The sequence below is a fragment of the Streptomyces venezuelae genome, assembly GCF_008642295.1.
GTDB lineage: Bacteria > Actinomycetota > Actinomycetes > Streptomycetales > Streptomycetaceae > Streptomyces > Streptomyces venezuelae_C.
Window position 1 is genome coordinate 2,848,753 of the sequence record NZ_CP029190.1, and the last position, 20,083, is coordinate 2,868,835.

14 protein-coding genes are annotated in these 20,083 nt (G+C 73.4%); 8 read left to right on the forward strand and 6 right to left on the reverse strand.

What is annotated here, in order from left to right; translation table 11 throughout:
* Positions 1–56 precede the first annotated feature (56 nt).
* Positions 57–1,019: a permease-like cell division protein FtsX gene (gene ftsX / locus DEJ50_RS12405; protein ID WP_150207883.1), complete on the reverse strand. Its 963-nt coding sequence runs from the start codon at positions 1,017–1,019 to the stop codon at positions 57–59.
* 18 nt (positions 1,020–1,037) lie between these two features.
* Entirely contained in the window at positions 1,038–1,727 is a 690-nt protein-coding gene (gene ftsE, locus DEJ50_RS12410; protein WP_150207885.1) for a cell division ATP-binding protein FtsE, read from the reverse strand.
* 224 nt (positions 1,728–1,951) lie between these two features.
* On the opposite strand from ftsE, the gene DEJ50_RS12415 reads away from it, so the two are divergent.
* Complete coding sequence (locus DEJ50_RS12415) at positions 1,952–2,143, forward strand: hypothetical protein (protein ID WP_150207887.1); 192 nt, start codon at positions 1,952–1,954, stop codon at positions 2,141–2,143.
* 76 nt (positions 2,144–2,219) lie between these two features.
* Here DEJ50_RS12415 and prfB read toward each other — a convergent pair whose 3' ends face one another.
* On the reverse strand, positions 2,220–3,329 hold the full coding sequence (gene prfB, locus DEJ50_RS12420; protein ID WP_150207888.1) for a peptide chain release factor 2: 1,110 nt from the start codon (positions 3,327–3,329) through the stop codon (positions 2,220–2,222).
* 269 nt (positions 3,330–3,598) lie between these two features.
* Here prfB and DEJ50_RS12425 point away from each other — a divergent pair, with 269 nt between their 5' ends.
* Positions 3,599–4,621, forward strand: a complete 1,023-nt coding sequence (locus tag DEJ50_RS12425; RefSeq protein ID WP_150207890.1) for an isopenicillin N synthase family dioxygenase — start codon at positions 3,599–3,601, stop codon at positions 4,619–4,621.
* Between the two features lie 326 nt (positions 4,622–4,947).
* Here the strand turns inward: DEJ50_RS12425 and DEJ50_RS12430 are convergent, their stop codons facing one another.
* Together DEJ50_RS12430 and DEJ50_RS12435 are read right to left on the reverse strand one after the other, a co-directional pair.
* Positions 4,948–6,207 carry a serine/threonine-protein kinase gene (locus DEJ50_RS12430; RefSeq protein ID WP_150207892.1) on the reverse strand — a complete coding sequence of 420 codons (1,260 nt, stop codon included), beginning with the start codon at positions 6,205–6,207 and terminating at the stop codon, positions 4,948–4,950.
* 145 nt (positions 6,208–6,352) lie between these two features.
* Positions 6,353–8,161, reverse strand: a complete 1,809-nt coding sequence (locus DEJ50_RS12435) for a serine/threonine-protein kinase (RefSeq protein WP_150207894.1) — start codon at positions 8,159–8,161, stop codon at positions 6,353–6,355.
* Between the two features lie 391 nt (positions 8,162–8,552).
* On the opposite strand from DEJ50_RS12435, the gene DEJ50_RS12440 reads away from it, so the two are divergent.
* The 5 genes from DEJ50_RS12440 (at position 8,553) to DEJ50_RS12460 (ending at position 17,990) form a co-directional block, all read left to right on the forward strand.
* A complete protein-coding gene (locus tag DEJ50_RS12440) occupies positions 8,553–11,975 on the forward strand; it encodes an FHA domain-containing protein (protein ID WP_150207896.1) in 3,423 nt (1,140 codons plus the stop codon).
* A gap of 118 nt (positions 11,976–12,093) precedes the next feature.
* Entirely contained in the window at positions 12,094–13,473 is a 1,380-nt protein-coding gene (locus tag DEJ50_RS12445; protein WP_150207898.1) for an ABC transporter substrate-binding protein, read from the forward strand.
* 35 nt (positions 13,474–13,508) lie between these two features.
* Positions 13,509–14,774, forward strand: coding sequence for a carbohydrate ABC transporter permease (locus DEJ50_RS12450; RefSeq protein ID WP_150212082.1), 1,266 nt, complete (start codon positions 13,509–13,511; stop codon positions 14,772–14,774).
* A complete protein-coding gene (locus tag DEJ50_RS12455; protein WP_150207900.1) occupies positions 14,771–15,625 on the forward strand; it encodes a carbohydrate ABC transporter permease in 855 nt (284 codons plus the stop codon). The genes DEJ50_RS12450 and DEJ50_RS12455 overlap by 4 nt, the downstream gene beginning before the upstream one ends.
* 85 nt (positions 15,626–15,710) lie before the next feature.
* Positions 15,711–17,990 carry a bifunctional glycosyltransferase family 2 protein/CDP-glycerol:glycerophosphate glycerophosphotransferase gene (locus DEJ50_RS12460; protein WP_150207901.1) on the forward strand — a complete coding sequence of 760 codons (2,280 nt, stop codon included), beginning with the start codon at positions 15,711–15,713 and terminating at the stop codon, positions 17,988–17,990.
* Here DEJ50_RS12460 and DEJ50_RS12465 read toward each other — a convergent pair.
* Positions 17,987–19,051 carry a PucR family transcriptional regulator gene (locus tag DEJ50_RS12465; RefSeq protein ID WP_150207903.1) on the reverse strand — a complete coding sequence of 355 codons (1,065 nt, stop codon included), beginning with the start codon at positions 19,049–19,051 and terminating at the stop codon, positions 17,987–17,989. The genes DEJ50_RS12460 and DEJ50_RS12465 overlap by 4 nt on opposite strands.
* A 119-nt stretch (positions 19,052–19,170) precedes the next feature.
* On the opposite strand from DEJ50_RS12465, the gene DEJ50_RS12470 reads away from it, so the two are divergent.
* Positions 19,171–20,073: an alpha/beta hydrolase gene (locus DEJ50_RS12470; RefSeq protein ID WP_150207905.1), complete on the forward strand. Its 903-nt coding sequence runs from the start codon at positions 19,171–19,173 to the stop codon at positions 20,071–20,073.
* The last annotated feature ends 10 nt before the right edge of the window (positions 20,074–20,083 follow it).

Here is a 20,083-nt window from a genome sequence, read left to right on the forward strand (position 1 = left end):
TAGGACAAGCCCCGTGACGGGACGGCTGGTTGGCCGTACCGCTCACGGGGCGCTTGTCACACCTTCAGGTACTTGCGCAACGCGATGAAAGCGGCCAGGGAGGGCATCAGTACGCCGATGACCAGCACCAGCGGCAGCTTGGTGAGCACCGAGTCCCAGCCGATGAAGTTGATCAGTTCCATCTTGGTGCGCAGCGTGGCCCCGTGGTCGATCACGAAGTACTGGCCGGCGCCGAGCATGCCGCAGGCCAGGACGGCCCCGATGAGGCCGGCGAAGGCGGCCTCCATGATGAACGGCACCTGGATGTAGAAGCTGGAGGCACCCACCAGCCGCATGATCCCGGTCTCCCGCCGACGGCTGAACGCCGAGACGCGCACCGTGTTGACGATCAGCAGCAGGGCGACGATCAGCATGATCAGCATGATGCCGAGGGCCGCGTAGTTCAGGTAGTTCAGCATCCGGAACAGGTTGTCCAGGTAGGAGCGCTGGTCCTGGACCGAGTGGACCCCGTCGCGGCCCGCGAAGGCGCTGGTGATGACCTTGTACTTCTCGGGGTCCTTGAGCTTGACCCGGAAGGACTCCTGCATCTGGTCCGGGGTGATGGTGGAGGCGAGTGCGGTGTGCCCGTACTGCTCCTTGTAGTGCTTGTAGGCCTCGTCGGCGGACTCGTAGCGGACCGTCTCGACGATGTCGAGCTTCTTGAGCTCGCCCTCGATCTGCTGCTTCTGCTCCGCGGTCACCGCGCCCTTGGCGCACAGGGCGCCGGTGCCGGCCCCCGAGCCGGTCCCGCCGGCCCCGCCCTTGGTGCTGTCCTCGGCATCGTTCTTGTTGCAGAGGTAGATGGTGACGTTGACCTTGTCGTACCAGTAGCCCTTCATCTGGCTCACCTGGTCGCGCATGAGCAGGGAGCCGCCGAACAGGGCCAGCGAGAGGGCGACGGAAATGATGACGGCGAAGGTCATCGTCAGATTGCGGCGGAGACCCACGCCGATCTCCGACATGACGAACTGGGCGCGCATGGCGTTTCCACGGGCCTTTCAGTGCTGGTAGCCGTAGACGCCGCGCGACTGGTCGCGGACGAGACGGCCCTGTTCGAGTTCGATGACGCGCTTGCGCATCTGGTCGACGATCTGCTGGTCGTGCGTCGCCATGATCACGGTGGTGCCGGTGCGGTTGATCCGGTCCAGCAGCTTCATGATGCCGACGGAGGTCTGCGGGTCGAGGTTGCCGGTGGGCTCGTCCGCGATCAGCAGGGCCGGTCGGTTGACGAACGCCCGGGCGATGGCGACGCGCTGCTGCTCACCGCCGGAGAGCTCGCCGGGCATCCGTTCTTCCTTGCCGCCCAGTCCGACCAGCTCCAGAACCTGGGGGACGGCCTTGCGGATCTCGCCTCGCGGCTTGCCGATGACCTCCTGGGCGAAGGCCACGTTCTCCGCGACGGTCTTGTTGGGGAGCAGCCGGAAGTCCTGGAACACGGTGCCGAGCTGGCGCCGCATGTGGGGGACCTTCCAGTTGGAGAGCCGGGCCAGGTCCTTGCCCAGGACGTGCACCTGGCCGTGGCTCGCGCGCTCCTCGCGGAGGATGAGCCTGAGGAAGGTGGACTTTCCGGAGCCGGAGGAGCCGACCAGGAAGACGAACTCGCCCTTGGCGATCTCCAGGGACACATCCCTGAGCGCGGGGCGGTTCTGCTTCGGGTAGGACTTGGAGACACTGTCGAATCGGATCACGGGTGCACCACGGTCGCCGGGAGTAGGTGTGCGTGACCATACGCGAACGGGCGCGAGGCCGGGACCCGGCGTCCGGAGTTGCCCGATATATCCCCGCCAGGTCCCCTCGATGAGGTCCGGCTCACCGGTGGGCCGCGCCGAATACTCCGGGAGCTGGCACAGTGGTAGGGGGAACGGTTGCGTTCCCCCAGCCGTTGTTCCAGGGGACGAGAGGAGGAGAGCGCATGACAATTGACCGGCTCGTGTGCGCGAACTGCGCCGCGCCCGTCAGTCAGGGCCGCTGCCCGGTGTGCCGGGCGAACCGGGAGCGCCTCCAGCAGGAGCGCCCCTTCGCAGGCCTGAACCCGATGGCGCTCGTCGCGCTCATGGTGGTCCTCGTCGCAGCGCTGGCCCTGCTGGCGCACCAGACCGCGTAGCGCTGCTCCGCCGCGTCCCGATCGTGAGAGGGCCCGGACACCTGGGGTGTCCGGGCCCTCTCATGGTCTGTGCAGGCTAGGCGGTCTGCTCCTGCTGCTTGCGCCAGCGGATGCCGGCCTCGAGGAAGCCGTCGATCTCGCCGTCCAGCACGGCCTGCGGGTTGCCGACCTCGAACTCCGTCCGCAGGTCCTTGACCATCTGGTACGGGTGCAGGACGTAGGAGCGCATCTGGTTGCCCCAGGAGCTGCCGCCGTCCTTGAGGGCGTCCATCTTGGCCTGCTCCTCCTGGCGGCGCCGCTCCAGCAGCTTGGCCTGGAGGACGTTCATGGCGCTCGCCTTGTTCTGGATCTGGGAGCGCTCGTTCTGGCAGGAAACCACGATGCCGGTCGGGATGTGCGTGATCCGGACCGCCGAGTCGGTGGTGTTGACGCCCTGGCCGCCGGGGCCGGAGGCACGGTAGACGTCCACGCGCAGCTCGGACTCGTCGATCTCGACGTGGTCGCTGGTCTCGACGACCGGGAGCACCTCGACGCCCGCGAAGGAGGTCTGGCGGCGGCCCTGGTTGTCGAAGGGCGAGATGCGGACCAGGCGGTGGGTGCCCTGCTCGACGGAGAGGGTGCCGTAGGCGTAGGGGGCCTTGACCACGAAGGTGGTCGACTTGATGCCGGCCTCTTCCGCGTACGAGGTCTCGTACACCTCGGTCGAGTAGCCGTGGCGCTCGGCCCAGCGGAGGTACATCCGCTGGAGGCGCTCGGCGAAGTCGGAAGCGTCGACGCCGCCGGCCTCGGCACGGATGTTGACCAGGGCCTCGCGCTCGGCGTACTCGCCGGAGAGGAGGGTACGGACCTCCATCTCGTCCAGCGCCTTGCGGACGGACGCCAGCTCGGCCTCGGCCTCGGCGAGGGTGTCCGCGTCGTCCATCTCCTGGGCGAGCTCGAACAGAACGGCGAGGTCGTCGATACGGCCGCGGAGGGCCTCGGTCTTGCGGACCTCGGCCTGGAGGTGCGAAAGCTTGCTCGTGATCTTCTGGGCCGCCTCGGGGTCGTCCCACAGGGACGGCACCGCGGCCTGCTCCTCGAGCACGGCGATTTCTGCCCTCAGCTTGTCGAGGTCCAGGACGGCCTCGATCGACCCCATGGTCGAGGAGAGGGACTTCAGCTCTTCGGAAACATCGACGACTGCCACGGGTCCAGCGTAGCCGGTCCCCGGGCGGGGCCGTCCGGCGTACCCTCGGGCTATGCCTCTTCTCGTGCGACGACGCCATGTGGACCTGCTGCGCGTCACGACCATGAGCTGTCTGCCGCCGGACCGAACCAGCGCTTGACCTGCCTGATTCCTTCGGTCCTGTACGGCGGCCCGTGCGGCCCCGGCGCCACCCCTGCCGGAGGCCTCCCTCCACCCGCCCTCCCGCCACCTCTGGGAGCAGGACCCGTGACATCCGAAACGGAGCCGTCATGCCGTCCGCGCATACCCCTGTCTCCTCCCGCTCCTCCCTCCCGGTCCTGGACCTCTCCCGGGCCGACGATCCCGCCCTGCGCGCCGCGTTCCGCGAGGAACTGCACGCGGCGGCCCGGGACACCGGCTTCCTGCACCTGACCGGGCATGGTGTCAGTGCCGCCGAAACCGCCCGCATCCTCGATCTGACCAGGCAGTTCTTCGCCCTTCCGGAGGCGGACCGGCTGTCGGTGAGCAATCTGAACTCGCCGCACTTCCGCGGGTACACCCGGATCGGCCACGAGGTGACCGGCGGGGCCTCCGACTGGCGCGACCAGCTGGACGTGGGGGCGGAGCGGCCGGCGCCGGACCCGAAGCCGGGGGACCCGGCGTACCTGTGGCTGGAGGGCCCCAACCAGTGGCCGGCCGCGCTGCCGGAACTGCGGCCGGTGGTGCTGGCCTGGCAGGAGCGGCTGGCCGCGGTCGCCCACCGGCTGCTCAGGGAGCTCCTGGCCTCGATCGGCGCCCCCGAGGACTTCTTCGACGCGGCCTTCGCGGACCGGCCGCATTTGCACACGAAGCTGATCCGCTATCCCGGGGCGGACCCGACGGGCGCCGGGCAGGGCGTGGGCGCGCACAAGGACTACGGCTTCCTGACGCTGCTGCTCCAGGACTCGGTGGGCGGGCTGCAGGTGGTGAAGGACGGCGGCTACCTGGACGTGCCGCCGATGGAGGGCGCGTTCGTGGTCAACCTGGGCGAGCTGCTGGAGATCGCGACCGAGGGGTACCTGAAGGCCACGGACCACCGGGTGGTGAGCCCACCGGGGGCGGTGGAGCGGTACTCCGTGCCGTTCTTCTACAACCCGCGGCTGGACACGGTGGTGGAGACGGTCCCCGGCGCCTACCTGAAGGACGCGCCGGGGCTGTCGCACGACGCGGCGAACCCGTTGTACCGGGAGTACGGCCGCAACGAACTGAAGGGCTTCGCCCGCGCCCACCCGGCGGTGGCCCGCCGCTGGCACCCGGCCCTCGCCTCGGCGTAGCCGCCCCGCGGGGCCTTTTCCCCACGTTCCGCCGGGGCACCGACCCTGGGCGCTTCGCGCCTGCGGATCCGGGGGCGAGGCTCCCGAACGGGGTGCCGGGCTGAGCCCGGCACCCCGGGGTCCGGGGCAAGGCCCCGTCGTCCGGGGCAAGGCCCGGGGTGACGGGGCAGAGCCCCGGTTTCCGGGGCACCTCCCAGCGGTGGCCGGGGAGCAGGGGCGGGGCGAGGGAATGCGCCGCGCAGCGGGAGCACCGCCGGCGGCTCCCGCCGGGCCGGGACCGGGCTACGGCCAGGCCGGGACCGGGCTACGGCCAGGCCGGGACCGGGCTACGGCCTGGCCGGGACGGACTGTTTCGTGTCCGGGGGCGGGGGCTCGTCGCCGCCGGACACGGCCAGCCAGGTGCCCAGCCCCGCGGCGGCGGCCAGCACCAGCGCCGACACCGACAGCACCAGCCGCCGCTTCCGCGCCGCCTCCGCCCGGTGCCGGGCGGAGCCCGGCCGGTACCCGCCGGCCGGGCGCGGCACCCGGGCCGTGCCCAGCGCACCCCCCGCCAGCTCGTCCGGCCCCGGCACCCGCATCGACGTGTGCGTGTCCCGGTTCGAGTCCGTGGCGGAGCCCGGCACCAGCGGGACCACCCCGCGCCGCCGCTCCACCTCGGCCGGCGGTTCCTCCGCCATCGCCGATTCCGCCGGCTCCAGATCGTCCGGCTCGTCCACGTCCAGCGGCGGCATACCGGCCAGCAGCGGCAGCAGTTCCCGCAGCCGTACGGACATCTCGGAGGCCCGCAGCCGCGATGCCGGCCCCTTGGCCAGGCACTGGACGATCAGCTGCCACAGCTCGTCCGGGATACCGGGCAGCGGCACCACGGTCTCGGTGACATGGCGGCGCAGCACCGCCCCCGGGTGCCCGCCGCCGAACGGCGTGAACCCGGCCAGCAGCTCGTACAGGACGGTGGCCAGGGCGTATATGTCCACCGCGGCGCGCGGCGGCAGCCCCTCGACGATCTCCGGAGCCAGATAGTCCGGGGTGCCGATGATCCGGGTGGGCTGCGCGGAGCGCGGGGCGCCCGGCGGCGGGCCCGCCCGCCGCGGGGAGTCGATCAGCTTGGCCACGCCGAAGTCGGTGAGCAGCGCCGGGTGGGCGCCGCCGGGGCCGAGCGGGCCCTGCATGTCGAGCAGCACGTTCTCCGGCTTGACGTCCCGGTGGACCACCCCGGCCGCATGGGCGGCGGCCAGCGCGTCGGCGACGTCGGCGACGATCGCGACGGCCGCCTCGGGGGCGAGCCGGCGCTCCCGGTCGAGCCGGGTGCGCAGGTCCGTGCCGCGCACCAGGTCCATGACCAGGGCCAGGTCGTTGCCGTCGACGACGAGGTCGCGGACGGAGACCACATGCGGATGCTCCAGCCCGAGCAGCGCACTGCGTTCCTGGACGAACCGCCCCACCAGCTCCTGGTCGGACGCGAGGTCCTCGCGGAGGAGCTTGACGGCCACGGGCCCGTCCGGGCCCTCCCCGAGCCACACCGTGCCGGCACTGCCGCGTCCAAGGATCTGGTGGGCGGTGTACCGGCTGCCGATCTTCCGTGCCACGACTGCTCCCTCAGCGGCTGGCGTACGCCCCAAAGCTACGCGTCCGGGTGAGGGTTCGAGGCCACTAGGGGCCTCGATTCGCGACGACCTTCACTTCTGCGGGCGAAATCGTGCCCTGGATGTCGACAAATCCACGTACTCGGCGCTACGGAGTGCCGGAGCCACTGCCTCCGCCGGTGCCGCCGGTGCCGCCGTCGCCGCTGCTGCCGATGTCACCGATCCAGTCGACGACGCCGGAGCCCCAGGACCACAGCTGGTCCCACCAGCCCTTGCCGGTGCCGACCCACTCCTGGAGCCCGGTGAACTCCCAGATCAGCCAGCCGGCCACGACAAACAGCACGATCATGAACAAGCAGCCCTTGAGGCAGCCGAGGCCCGGAATCCGCATCGGGTTGGCGCTGCGGCGCGGCTCGCGCGGGGCACGGGGCTCCCGCGGCGCGGGCTGCTGCGGCGGCGGTGCCGGCGGCTGGTACTGCGGCTGGTGGGGCTGCGGCTGCGGGCGCTGCGGCTGCTGGTACGCCTGGGGCGGCGGCTGCGGCTGGTAGTGCTGCGGCGGCGGAGGCGCGTACTGCTGGTGCGGCTGCTGGTACGCCTGCGGCGGGGGCTGCTGCTGGTAGTGCTGCGGCGGCGGGGGCGCCTGCCGGTACTGCTGGGGCTGCTGAGGCTGCTGCTGCCGGGGCCGCCGGGACCCCGGCTCCTGGTAGGGCGGGGCCGCGGGCGGCGCCTGGCGCTGCGGGCGCCGGCGCAGCGGGTCCTCGCTGGGGTCCAGGTACTGGATCTGGGTCTGCTCGTTCCGGTCCCGGGCGGCCTGCAGCTGGGACTGCCACGGGTGCGGCGAGTCCGGACGCTGTACGGGCGGCATCACCGCGGTGGGGTCCGCGGCCGGGGCACCGGAGCCGCCGGGGCCGCCGGTGCTCGGCAGCACCGAGGTGGCGTCGTTCGCTCCGACCGGAGGCAGCACGCTGGTCGCGCCGTTCGGGTCGTACGCACCCATCGGGGACGCGGCCCCGGACGGCAGCACCTGCGTCGGGTCGGCGGCACCCGGGGTCTCGGGGACCGGCGCCGGCGAGGGGTCGGGGGCGAGCAGCGCGCCGACCCCGAGGGCGGCCTCGACATCGGCCGGGGCGGAGTGCACGCCGATGCCGGCGGCGACCACGCGCAGGCCGCGGGCCAGGCTCTCGGCGCTGGGGCGCTCCCCCGGCTCCTTGCGCAGGCAGCGCTCGATGACCGTCCACAGCGGCTCGGGCACGGTGGACGGGCGCTGCGGCTCCTCGCTGAGGTGGCGGTGGAGCACCTCCAGGGCAGTGCCGCCGGCGAACGGCGGGCGGCCGGTCACCAGCTCGTACAGCAGGATGCCGGCGCCGTAGATGTCGACCGCGGAGGTCTGCGGGCGGCCTTCGGCCGACTCGGGGGCCACATAGGCGGGGGTGCCGACGAACTCATGGGTGCGGGTCAGGCCCGGGGAGTCGGCCAGCCGGGCGATCCCGAAGTCGGTGAGCATCGGGCGCATCTGCCCGTCGCTCTCGTCCAGCAGCACGTTGGCGGGCTTCAGGTCGCGGTGGACCACCCCGTCGGCGTGGCTGGCGGCGAGCGCGTCCGCGATCTGGGCGGTCAGCAGGCTGGCTGCGACCGGGGTGAGCGGGCCGTTCTCCCGGATGTACTTGTGCAGGTCCGGGCCCTCGACCAGGTCCATGACGAGGGCAAGGAGATCACCCTCCACGACGAGGTCGCGGGTGCGGACGATATTGGCGTGGGTCAGGCGGAGCAGAACCGAGCGCTCCCGCAGGAAGCGCATGACGATGTCGGCGTCGTTGGCGAGCTCTTCCTTGAGGACCTTGATGGCGACGATCTCGCCGGATCCGGCGGTGTCCTGCTGGCGCGCACGCCAGACGGTGCCCGTGGCGCCGCGTCCGAGCGGCTCCTCGAGCAGGTACTTGCTGCCGACTGGCCGCACGCTCGCGCTCCCCTGCTGTTGCTGTTCTGCTGTTTTGCTGTCGGCCCACTTTAGGGGGTGTCCCCCGGATAGACGCGGGGCGCGGACGGTTGGTTGCCGTACGTATGTGCGAAGGGTGAGGTTTGGCGGGTATGCCGCAGGCGGTTTACGTCCGGATTTGCGCGACGAATCGATCTTTCAAGATCACTTGTTGGCGGGTGCCGGGCGTGTTGTCGGCGGCAGGTGCGAGGATGCACCCAGTACGGAACGACGGGGCGGGAGCCCGGCGTTCCGGCAGACCTGACCGGACGGACGCGTCCGCGCCGGGTGGGGGGCGGACCGGGCAGCGATGGCCGGTCGTCCGTGTCCCGCCGGGCGCCGTACGCACCGCGCAGAAGGGACCGCGTCGGCGATGCAGATCCGGCTGACCGTCATCGGGCCGCGCAACGGCCACCAGACCGCGCCCGCGACCTGTGACGTGCTCGTCACCGCGCCCGTCGGCACCCCGCTGTCCGCGGTGGCCTCCGGCCTGGCCGCGACCGTCGGCGGCCCGGACACCGGGGGCACGGTGATCCTCTACGCCGGTACGGAACGGCTCGATCCGCAGCGCCGGATCCTCGGCGAACCCCCGCTGGTGGACGGGGCGGTACTGGCCCTGCACGCGCCGGTCCCGGAAGCCGAGTGCGCCTCGCTGCCCGGCTCCACGGCCCAGCTCCACGTGGTGGCGGGGCCGGACGCGGGCGGGGTCCATCTGCTGCACCCCGGCCGCATCCGCATCGGGCGGTCCGGCGAGGCGGATGTCCCGCTGGACGATCCGGACGTGTCGCGGCTGCACTGCGCGGTGGTGGTGGGCGAGGACGGGCGGGTCGGCGTCGCGGACCTCGGCTCGACGAACGGCACGACGGTGGACGGCACGGCGGTCGGCACGGAACCGGTGCTGCTGCCCCCGGGCGCACTGCTCCGCCTCGGCGAAACCACCCTCCTCCTGACCCCGTCCACCCACCCCCCACTCCCCCTCACCCCGGACGCAGAGGGCCACCTGGCCCTCCCCGGCAGGGCCGGGACGTACGCGGGGCCCGGCGCAGCCGGGGCAGACGGCGCCGCCGCACCCGGCACCGGCCGCCCCGGCCAACCGGCCCCCGCCCGGGCCGCAGGCCCCGCCACCGGCGCAGCCGGAGCGTACGCCGAGCCCGGCGCAGCCGGGGCACCCGGCACCGGCGGAGCCGAGGCGCCCGCCGCGCCCGGCGGGCCCGGGCCGTACGGCTCCGGCCGCCCCGGCCAACCGGCCCCCGGCACAGCCGGGCCTGGCGGGCCCGGGGCCTACGGCTCCACCGCACCCGGCACGGGCCGGCCGGGCGGACCCGGCCAACCGGCCCCCGGCACAGCCGGGCCCACAGGCCCCGCACAGCCCGCCCCGGGCGCAGCCGCTGCGCCCGCAGCCCCCGCCCGCGCCGCAGGCCCCGCCACCGGCGCAGCCGGGGCGACCGCGGGGTCCGGGGCAGCCGGCCCGTACGCCGCGCCCAGCGCGGGCCACAGCCCTGGCGCAGCCGGAGCCGCAGGCCACGGCATGGGCCGGGCGGGCTCCGGCGGAGCCGGGGCATACGCCGAGCCCGGTGCAGCCGGGGCGTACGGCGGGCCCGGCGGGGCCGCGGCACCCGGACCGAACGCCCCAGGCGGAGCCATGGTGCGGAAGGTGCGGCGCGGCCTCGGCGCCTGGGCCCGGAAGTGGGTCGGGCGGGAGGAGTTCGACGAGGCGGCGGACGCCGTGGCCGCCGAGGCCGAGGCCGAGTGCCTGCCCGGCGGCGACAACCCCGCCGCGCTCCTGCTCGCCGCGCTCGGCCCCACCGCCCGGCTCTGGGCGCGGGACCCCGCCACGGCACTCAGCGCCGGGCTCGGCGCCGGCAGCCGGGTCTCGCTGCGCGAAGCCGGGGCGCTCGGGCTGGCCGGGCCGCGGGCCCGGCTGACCGGGCTGGCCCGGTCGGTCGTGGCCCAGCTCGCCGCCCTGCACTCCCCCGCCGAGCTGGAGATCGTCCTGCTCGCCACCGACCGCGCCCGCCCCGTCCCCGACCGGGTCCGGGACTGGGCCTGGCTCGGCTGGCTCCCGCACACCCGCCCCGCCCACGGCCAGGACTGCCGGCTGCTGCTCGCCTACGACCGCGAACAGGCCGCCGCCCGCACCGCCGAGCTGACCCGCCGCCTGGACGACGGCCCGCTCGGCGCCCACTGGGCCGCCGCCGAGCCGGAGGCCGTCCGGCAGGCCGCCGCCGCGTACGACGGCCCGTACACCCTGGTCGTACTGGACGGGGACCCCGGCCCCGGCCCGCTGCGGGACCTGACCGGCCGGCTGGCCTCGCACGGCCCCGCCGCCGGGATCCATCTGCTGTGCCTGGCCGAGGCGCCCGCCGCCACCCCCGCCTCCACCGTCGAGGAGTCCTTCGAGGCGGCCTGCGCCGCCTCCCCCGCCTTCCGCGACTGCGGTGCCGTCGCCCTGCTCAGCGGGGACGTGGCCACCACGGTCCGGAGTTTCCCGGTCAGCGGCGGCCGGCTGGTCGGTCACGGCCGGGGCGCCACCGCCGATGCCGTGTCCGCGGCCTGGGCGGAGCGGTTCGCCCGCGCCCTGGCCCCGCTCCGCCCGGAGGCCGGCACGCCCGGCCCGGACCCCCGCCCGGCCACCGCCGCCGCGCTGCCGCAGACTTCGCGGCTGCTGGACGAGCTGGGCCTGGCCCGGGCCACCCCGGCCTCGCTGATGGCCCGCTGGGCAGCCGCCACCGACCAGGGGCAGGCGGTCGGCGGCCTGGCCGAGGTGATCCTCGGCAGCGGGCTGCGCGGGCCGGTCGGGGCCGAGCTGGTGGCCGACGGGCCGCACCTGCTGATCGAGGGCCCGCCCGGCAGCGGGCGGACCGAACTGCTCCGCTCCGTCGCCGCCTCGCTGTCCTCCGCCGCCCGCCCGGACCGGCTCGGACTGGTGCTGCTGGACGGGTCCGGCGGCGAGCGCGGCGAGGGCCTCGCGCCCTGTACCGAGCTGCCGCACGTCTCGGCGCATCTGGTCGCCTCCGACCCGCTGCGCATGCGCGAGTTCGCGCAGGCCCTCGGCGCCGAGCTGAAGCGCCGGTCGGAGCTGCTGGACGGGGTGCCGTTCAGCGAGTGGCACGCCCGCCGTGAACTCTCCGACCGCATGATCGCCCCCCGCCAGCCCAGCCCCGGCGAGCACCGCAACAACAGCGGCAGCGGCGGCAACAGCAACAGCGGCGATCTGGACCCGCAGCGCTCGGGCACCCTGCGGCTGCGGGCCACCGCCGTCCGCACCGAACCGGCGCCCGGCCCGAGCCCGCTGCCCCGGCTGGTGGTCCTGGTGGACGACTTCGACGCACTGGTCGCGCCCGCGCTCGGCAGTACCGGCCGGCCGGCCGCCGGTTCGGTGGTCCGCGCCCTGGAGGCGGTGGCCCGGGAGGGCGCCCGGCTCGGGGTGCACCTGGTGGCCACCAGCGCCCGTCCGGAGCGCACCGCCGGCACCGAACCGGCCCGGCTGGCGCGGCTCCGGGTGGAGCTCGACGCTCCGGACCAGCCCGGCCCCGGCCGCGGCCTGCTGTGGTTCCCGGACGGCCGGAGCGTTCCCTTCCAGGGCGGCCGGGTGACCGGCCGGATCCCGCGGACCGCCACCCAGCGGCCGACGGTGGTGCCGGTGGAATGGGAGCGGATGGGTGATCCGCCGGCCCGCCGTCCGGTGCGCGAGCTGGGCAACGGCCCGACCGATCTCGCCCTGCTGGCCAGTGCCCTGGACCGGGCCTCGCACCTGGTCTCGGCGATACCCGTGCTGTTCCCGCCCGCCCCGTAGGAGGCGCCGGCGGGGGCCACGCGGTATTGCGGGCCGCATGCGTGACGGCGTAGACCTTGTGGCACGGAACACACCACGGGCACTTCACTGGCACACCACGGGCATCGGGGGCACAGCCATGCGCAACCGCGGACGAAGCCGTACGACGACGCACGCCTGGGTGGCGATGGCCGCCCTGGGCGCACTCGCGCTGACCGCCTGCGGCGGGGACGGCGGGGACGGCGGCACCGGGAAGGAGGGCAGCACCCCCTCGGGCGGTGCGGCCCGGCCCGGCGGGGTCGAATTACCCTCCCTGGCAGGGGAGAAGATCGAGGTCGCGGCCGTCTGGACGGGCCCCGAACAGGCCAACTTCACCAAGGTGCTCAAGGAGTTCGAGAAGCGCACCGGGGCCACCGTCACCTTCGTGCCGGCCCAGGACCCCATCGTGACCTTCCTCGGTACCAAGGTCGCGGGCGGGCAGCCGCCGGACGTGGCGCTGCTGCCGCAGGTCGGGGCACTGGTCTCGGCCGTGCAGAACAAGTGGGCGCAGCCGGTGGGGCCCGCGGCCCAGGCCCAGCTCGACAAGAACTACTCGCCGGGCTGGAAGTCCCTGGGCGCGGTCGGCGGCACCCAGTACGGGGTGTACTACAAGGCGGCCAACAAATCCCTGGTCTGGTACAACGCGAAGGCCTTCGAGGCGGCCGGGGCGAAGGTCCCCAAGACCTGGAAGGAGTTCCTGGCCACCGCCGAGACCTTGTCGGCCTCCGGCATCCCGGCCGTGTCGGTCGGCGGTGCGGACGGCTGGACCCTCACCGACTGGTTCGAGAACATCTATCTCTCCCAGGCGGGTCCGGAAAAGTACGACAAGCTGGCCAAGCACGAGATCAAGTGGACGGACGACAGCGTCAAGCAGGCCCTGACCACCCTCGGTGAGCTGTTCGGCCGCAAGGACTATCTGGCGGGCGGCCAGACCGGGGCGCTGGCCACCGAGTTCCCCAAGTCGGTGACGCAGACCTTCACCGGCGGCGACCAGCCGGCCGCGGCGATGGTCTTCGAGGGCGACTTCGTCGCGGTGAACATCGCCCAGACCGATGCGAAGATCGGCGAGGACGCGCTGGTGTTCCCGTTCCCGGCGGTCGGCGCGAAAGCCCCGGTGGTCTCGGGCGGCGATGTGGCGGTGGCGCTCAAGCCCTCGAAGGGTGCGCAGGCCCTGCTGACCTTCCTGGCCTCGGCGGATGCGGCGGAGATCCAGGCCGCCGAGGGCGGTTTCGTCTCACCCAACAAGTCGGTGCGGCCCGAGGCGTATCCGAACGACATCCAGCGGGAGATCGCCAAGGCGCTGATCGCGGCGGGCGACGACTTCCGGTTCGACATGTCCGACCAGGCCCCGGCGTCCTTCGGCGGCACGCCGGGCGCGGGTGAGTGGAAGGCGCTCCAGGACTTCCTGAAGAACCCGGCCGATGTGGCCGGTACGCAGGCCCGGCTGGAGTCCGACGCGGCCAAGGCCTTCGGGAACTGATCCCGGTGGCCGGGACGTCACGGCGCCGCCACCGGATGGTGGCGGCGGCCTTCCTGCTGCCCGCGCTGCTGCTGCTCGGCGCGCTGGTCGTGCAGCCGATCGGCTACTCCGTCTACCGCAGTCTCTTCGACCGGTCCGGCGGCTCCTTCGTGGGCCTGGACAACTACGGGGAGATCCTGCGGGACGACGCCATCCGCAATGCGCTGAAGAACACGGCGGTGTGGGTGGTGCTGGCGCCCGTCACGGCGACCGTGCTCGGTCTGCTCTTCGCGGTCCTGACGGAACGGGTCCGCTGGGGCACGGCGTTCAAGCTGCTGGTGTTCATGCCCATGGCGATCTCGATGCTGGCGGCCGGGATCATCTTCCGGCTGGTGTACGAGCAGGATCCCGACAGGGGCGTGGCCAATGCGGTGTGGGTGGGGGTGCACGACACCTTCGCCGAGAGTTCGGCCTTCCCCAAGGCCCGGCCCGGCCGTGATTCGCCGCTGGTGCCGGCCGGCGGCGGCGCGTATGTGACGCGGGAGCCGGTCCGGGCGGGCGTGCCGGTGCTGCTGCCGCTGGTCGGGGTCGCCCCGGCCGCGCTCCCGGAGGGGACGAAGACCGCCCGCCCGCCGGCCGGCGAACCGGGGAAGGTCACCGGCACCGCCTGGCAGGACTTCACCCGGGGCGGGGGCGGGCAGACGAACGCGGTGGACCCGGCCGAATCGGCGTACGCGGGCATGCGGATCGAGGCGGTGAAGGACGGGAAGGTGGTGGAGTCCGTCCGGGCCCGGGCGGACGGCACGTTCACCCTGTCGGAGAAGGCCGACGGGGCGGTGCTGCGGCTCCCGGCGGCCAACTTCCGGGAGGCGTACGCGGGGGTGGACTGGCTGGGTCCCGCGCTGGTGACCCCGGCGGTCATCGGGGCGTACGTGTGGATGTGGGCGGGCTTCGCGATGGTGCTGATCGCGGCCGGGCTCGCGGCGGTGCCCCGGGAGCTGCTGGAGGCGGCCCGGGTGGACGGGGCGAACGAGTGGCAGGTGTTCCGCCGGATCACCGTGCCGGTGCTGGCACCGGTCCTGGTGGTGGTCCTGGTGACCCTGGTGATCAACGTGATGAAGATCTTCGACCTGGTCTTCGTGATCGCGCCGGGGTCGGTGCAGGACGATGCGAACGTGCTGGCGCTCCAGCTGTACCGGACCTCGTTCGGCACGGACGCCGATCAGGGGGTGGGCAGCGCGATCGCGGTCCTGCTGCTGCTCCTGGTGGTGCCGGTGATGCTGGTGAACATCCGGCGGCTGCGGAAGGAGCGTTCCCGATGAAGGATTCCCTCGTGTCCCGGCTGGCCGCGCGGACCGCCGGCGGGGCGGTCCGGGTCTTCCTGGTCCTTGCCGCCCTGTTCTGGCTGCTGCCCACGCTCGGCCTGCTGCTGTCCTCGTTCCTGGCGCCTTCCGACCTGAACCGGGAGGGCTGGTGGCAGGTCTTCTCCGAGCCGGCCCGGCTGACCACCGAGAACTACGCGGACCTGCTGGCGAACGACACGATCACGAAGTCACTGCTCAGCACGGTGGCGATCACCGTGCCGGCCACGGTGCTGGTGGTGCTGCTCGGCGCGTTCGCCGGATACGCCTTCGCCTGGCTGGAGTTCCCCGGGCGGGACTGGCTGTTCCTGGTCGTGGTGGGGTTGTTGGTGGTACCGGTCCAGGTCGCGCTGATCCCGGTCTCCGAACTCTTCGGCACGATCGGCCTCTTCGAGACGACGGCCGGGGTGGTCCTGTTCCACACGGCCTTCGGGCTGCCGTTCGCGGTGTTCCTGCTACGGAACTTCTTCGCGGAGATCCCGCGGGAGCTGCTGGAGGCGGCCCGCCTCGACGGGGCCGGTGAACTGCGGCTGTTCACCCGGGTGGTGCTGCCGCTGGGCGGTCCGGCGATCGCCTCGCTGGGCATCTTCCAGTTCCTGTGGGTGTGGAACGACATGCTGGTGGCGCTGGTGTTCGCGGATTCGGCGAACCCGCCCGTCACGGTCGCACTCCAGCAGCAGGTCCGGCAGTTCGGCAACAACATCGACGTGCTCGCGCCCGGCGCGTTCCTGTCGATGGTGATCCCGCTGATCGTGTTCTTCGCCTTCCAGCGGCAGTTCGTGTCGGGGGTGATGGCGGGGGCGGTGAAGTAGTAACCCGAATGCCGCACTCTGCGTAACCTGATGATCGCCAGGGTGGTTCCTGGGCAATATGCCCGCGCCGACCCCTGGATGTGCCGTGCCCCGGTTCAGCGTCATCGTGCCCGCGTACAAGGTCCAGGCGTACCTGCAGGAGAGTCTGGACTCGGTCCTTTCCCAGTCGTACCCGGACCTGGAACTGATCGCGGTGGACGACGCCTCCCCGGACGCCTGCGGTTCGATCGTCGACGAGTACGCGGCCCGCGATCCGCGGGTCACCGCCGTCCACCTGGCGCACAACCTGGGCCTGGGTCCGGCCCGCAACGCGGGTCTGGCCCGGGCGACCGGCGACTACATCGTGTTCCTGGACGGGGACGACACCCTCGCCCCGGGCGCCCTCCAGGCCATCGCCGACCGGCTCAAGGCGACCGGCTCCCCGGACGTCCTGGTGTACGACTACGCGCGCACCTTCTGGACCGGGGAGCTGCTCCGCAACCGGCTGTCCCACCGGCTCTGCGAGGAGGGCCCGGCCAGCTTCCGGCTCGCCGACCGTCCGGCGCTGCTCGGCATGCTGATGGTGGTGTGGAACAAGGCCTACCGCCGCGAGTTCGTGGAGCGCGAGGAGCTCGTCTTCCCGACCGGCCTGTACGAGGACACCCCGTGGACCTACCCGGCCCTGCTGGCGGCCGAGTCCGTGGCGGTCCTGGACCGGGTGTGCGTGCACTACCGGCAGCGGCGGACCGGGTCGATCCTCACCACGACCACACCCCGGCATCTGGACATCTTCGACCAGTACGACCGGGTGTTCGCCTTCCTGGCCGGCCGCCCGGAGCTGGAGCGCTGGCGGCCCCTGGTGCACCGGCGGATGGCCGAGCACTACTGCGCGCTGTTCGCGGACCGGGTGCGGCTGCCGCGGGCGTCCCGGCCGGAGTTCTTCCGGCGGGCGGCCGACCAGCTGCGCCGCTACCGGGCGCCGGGCCCGCGGAGCGGCGGCCCGCTGCCGGTGTCCCGGGTGGACCGGCTGCGGCACACCCTGATGCGGCTGGGCCTGCGGCGCCTGTACCGCAGCCTGTCGGTGCTGCGGGCGGCCGGGCTGGCGGCGGCCCGGGGCGCGGCGGCGGCCCGCCAGGGGCTGCGCGAGACGGTGTGCCGGCTGCACTACCGGCTCCAGCGGCTGCGGCCCCTCCGCTCCGACCTCGCCGTCTTCAGTGCGTACTGGCACGGCGGCTACGCCTGCAATCCGGCGGCGATCGAGGCGAAGCTGCGGGAGCTGGCGCCGGGCATGCGGACGGCGTGGATCTGCGGCCCGGGCCATGCCTCGGGGCTGCCCCGGGCCACGGCCGCGCTCCGCCCGGGCTCGTTCGCGTACTGGACGGCCCTGGCCCGGGCGCGCTACCTGGTCACCAACGTCAACTTCGACCGCGCCCTGGTCAAACGCCGCGGCCAGATCCTCGTCCAAACCCAGCACGGCACCCCGCTGAAGCGGGTCGGCCTGGACCTCCAGGACCGCCCGGCGGCCACCCCGACCACCGATTTCGCGGGGCTGCTGCGCGGCGCCGACCAGTGGGACTACCTGCTGTCCTCGAACCGCCATTCCACCCTGGTCTGGGAGAAGGCCGTGCCTTCGTCCTACACCACCCTGGAGTACGGCTATCCGCGCAACGACGTGTTCCACCGGGCGTCCGCCTCGGACGTGGCGGAGCTCCGGGACCGCCTGGGCATCCCGGCCGGCACCACGGCCGTCCTGTACGCCCCCACGCACCGCGACTACCGCCGCAGCCGCCCGGACTACCTGGACTTCGACCGGGTGCTGCGGGACCTGGGTCCGCGCTTCACGATCCTGGCCCGCGCCCATCACACCTACGGTGACGTCCCGTTGTCCCGGGACGCGCATCCGCGCCTGATCGACGTCTCGGGGCACCCCTCGGTGGAGGAGCTGTGCCTGGCGGCCGACGCGCTGGTCACCGACTACTCGTCCCTGATGTTCGACTACGCCTCGCTGGACCGGCCGATCGTGATCCACGCGGACGACTGGGAGGCGTACGAGGCCGCCCGCGGCACCTACTTCGACCTCCGGGCGTTCCCGCCCGGCGCGATCGCCCGGACCGAGGACGAACTGATCGACATCTTCGCCACCGGCCACTGGCAGGGCTCCCGCTCGGCCGAGCTCCGGGCGGCCTTCCGGGCGCGGTTCTGCACGTACGACGACGGGCACGCGGCGGAACGCGTGGTCCGCCGGGTCTTCCTGGACCAGTCGGACGGCCTCCCCGCGTTCGTCCCCCTGGAGGCCCGCCACCCCGCCCCGGCGGCATCGGCCGCCGCCGGGGCCGCCGTCTCCAGTCCCCCGCTGGCGGGCCTGAGCCCGTCGCGCTGGCCTTAGAAAATGTCGTCGTCGTGGATCAACCGCCAGGCGGTGAGGGCGAGGGAGGCCCGTACCAGTCCGGTGTGCTCGGTGAGTTCGATGCCGAGGCTCTTCGCGATCTGTTCGAGCCGGCGGGCGACGCTGCTGTGGTGGAGGTGGAGGAGCTCGGCGGCCCGGCGGAGTGAGCCGGTGGCGCAGTAGGCGTCCAGGGTCTCCAGGTCTTCGGGGTTCCCGGCGATACGCGCGATGGCGGCGATGTCGGTGTTGTCCCGCAAGGCCTGGTCGCCCACCCGGGCGAGCAGCGCCACCGCCCCCAGGTCGTCGTGGTGGACGACGGGCCGGCGCGGGGTGGTGAACCGGACGGCGGTGCGGGCCTGCCGCCAGGAGCGGTCGGGGCTTTCGGCGGACCCGATGCCCGCGCGCACCCCTTCGGGGAACCGGGTCCGGTCCACGGTGGTGGCCAGGACGGCGCCCACACCGGCGAGCGGTGCCGCCTTCACGGTGCTCCCCGGACAGACCAGACCGGCGATCCGGTCGAGCGGTAGCCGCGAACGGACGGCGAGGACCTGAACGGGCCGGCCGGGGGTGAAACCGAGCAGCCGTAACGCCCGCGCCCTGGCGGCCTCGTCGCTGTCGGCACTGATCACCAGCTCGACGAGGGCGGGGTCGGCCATGGTGGTGCGGGCCGGACCGTACCGCTCCACGGCCGTGGCGGTGGCGAGGGCGAGCCGCTCCAGCAGCACCTCGTCCAGCTGGTTCGGCGCGCCGGGGCGTTCCAGCCACACGGTGCCGATCTCCTCCTCGTCGAGTGTGATCGGCACGGTGGTGAACGCGGGCGCCGGTGACGACGGCCCGGACGACGGGTCGGCCGCCGCCCGGCCATCGGCCGCGACGCGGATCACCCGCCCGGTGCCGTGCAGCCGGATTCCGGCCACGCACTCGGCCAGCCCCGCCGAGGCCCGGGCGAGCGCGGGCAGGTCCACCCGCCGGCGCATCAGCGTGTCGTAGAACGCCACGATGCGGATCGCACCGTCGACGTACGGATCCAGTCCCGACAACCGCACCGCCAGTGCCTCCATGCCAGGAGGGTAAGTCGCGGCGGCCTGGAAGGAGAAGCGCCGTTCGGCGCGCGATCCGGGCGCGATGCCCGACGGTCGGCGGATGATCCGGCGGGCGGCCGGCGGTCAGGATGGCCGGCATGGACCCCGAACTCGAAGCATTCGTCCCCCTGCTCCCCCGTACCGACCTGAACGACCCGGTCGCCTATCGCACGATGTACGCCGAACTGGCCGCGGCGCGGCCGGCTCCGGACACCACGGGCCTGGAGATCGAGGCCCGTACGGTGCCGGCCGATCCGGAGGTACCGGTACGGATCTACCGCCCGCTGTCGGGAGCGGCCCCCGGCGCGTTCATCTGGCTGCACGGCGGCGCCTGGGTGGTCGGCGACCTGGACGTCGAGGAGCACTGGGCCGCCCCGATCGCCCGGCTTTCCGGCGCGGTCGTCATCACGGTCGACTACCGCCTGTCCCCCGAGCACCGGTTCCCGGCCGCGCTGGACGACGCGTACGCCGTACTGGCCTGGACATACGAGCACGCCGCCGAGCTCGGCATCGACCCGGACCGGATCGCGGTCGGCGGGCACAGCGCCGGGGGGAACCTGGCGGCGGCGGTAGCGCTGCGGGCCCGTGACGAGCAGGGCCCGCCGGTCCGCTTCCAGCTGCTCAACGAGGCCATCCTGGACGACCGGCAGCAGACGTGGTCGGCACGGAACTTCACCGACACGCCCTGGAACACGCGCGATGTCCGTGCCACGGCGCTCGCCCACTACCTGGGCTCCCAGCCGGCCACGCCGTACGCGGCACCGGCCCGCGCGGAGGACCTGTCCGGGCTCCCGGCGGCCTATGTCGCCACCGCGGAGTTCGATCCGAACCGGGACGAGGGCATCGCGTATGCGCTGCGCCTGCTGGAGGCGGGCGTGCCGGTCGAACTGCATCAGTGGCCGGGTACGTTCCACGGCTCGCTGGCGCTCCAGTCGGCCGACGTCTCCCAGCGCCAACTGACCGAACTCGGCGCGGTCCTGCGCCGTGCACTGGCCGCCTGAGCGGCCCGAG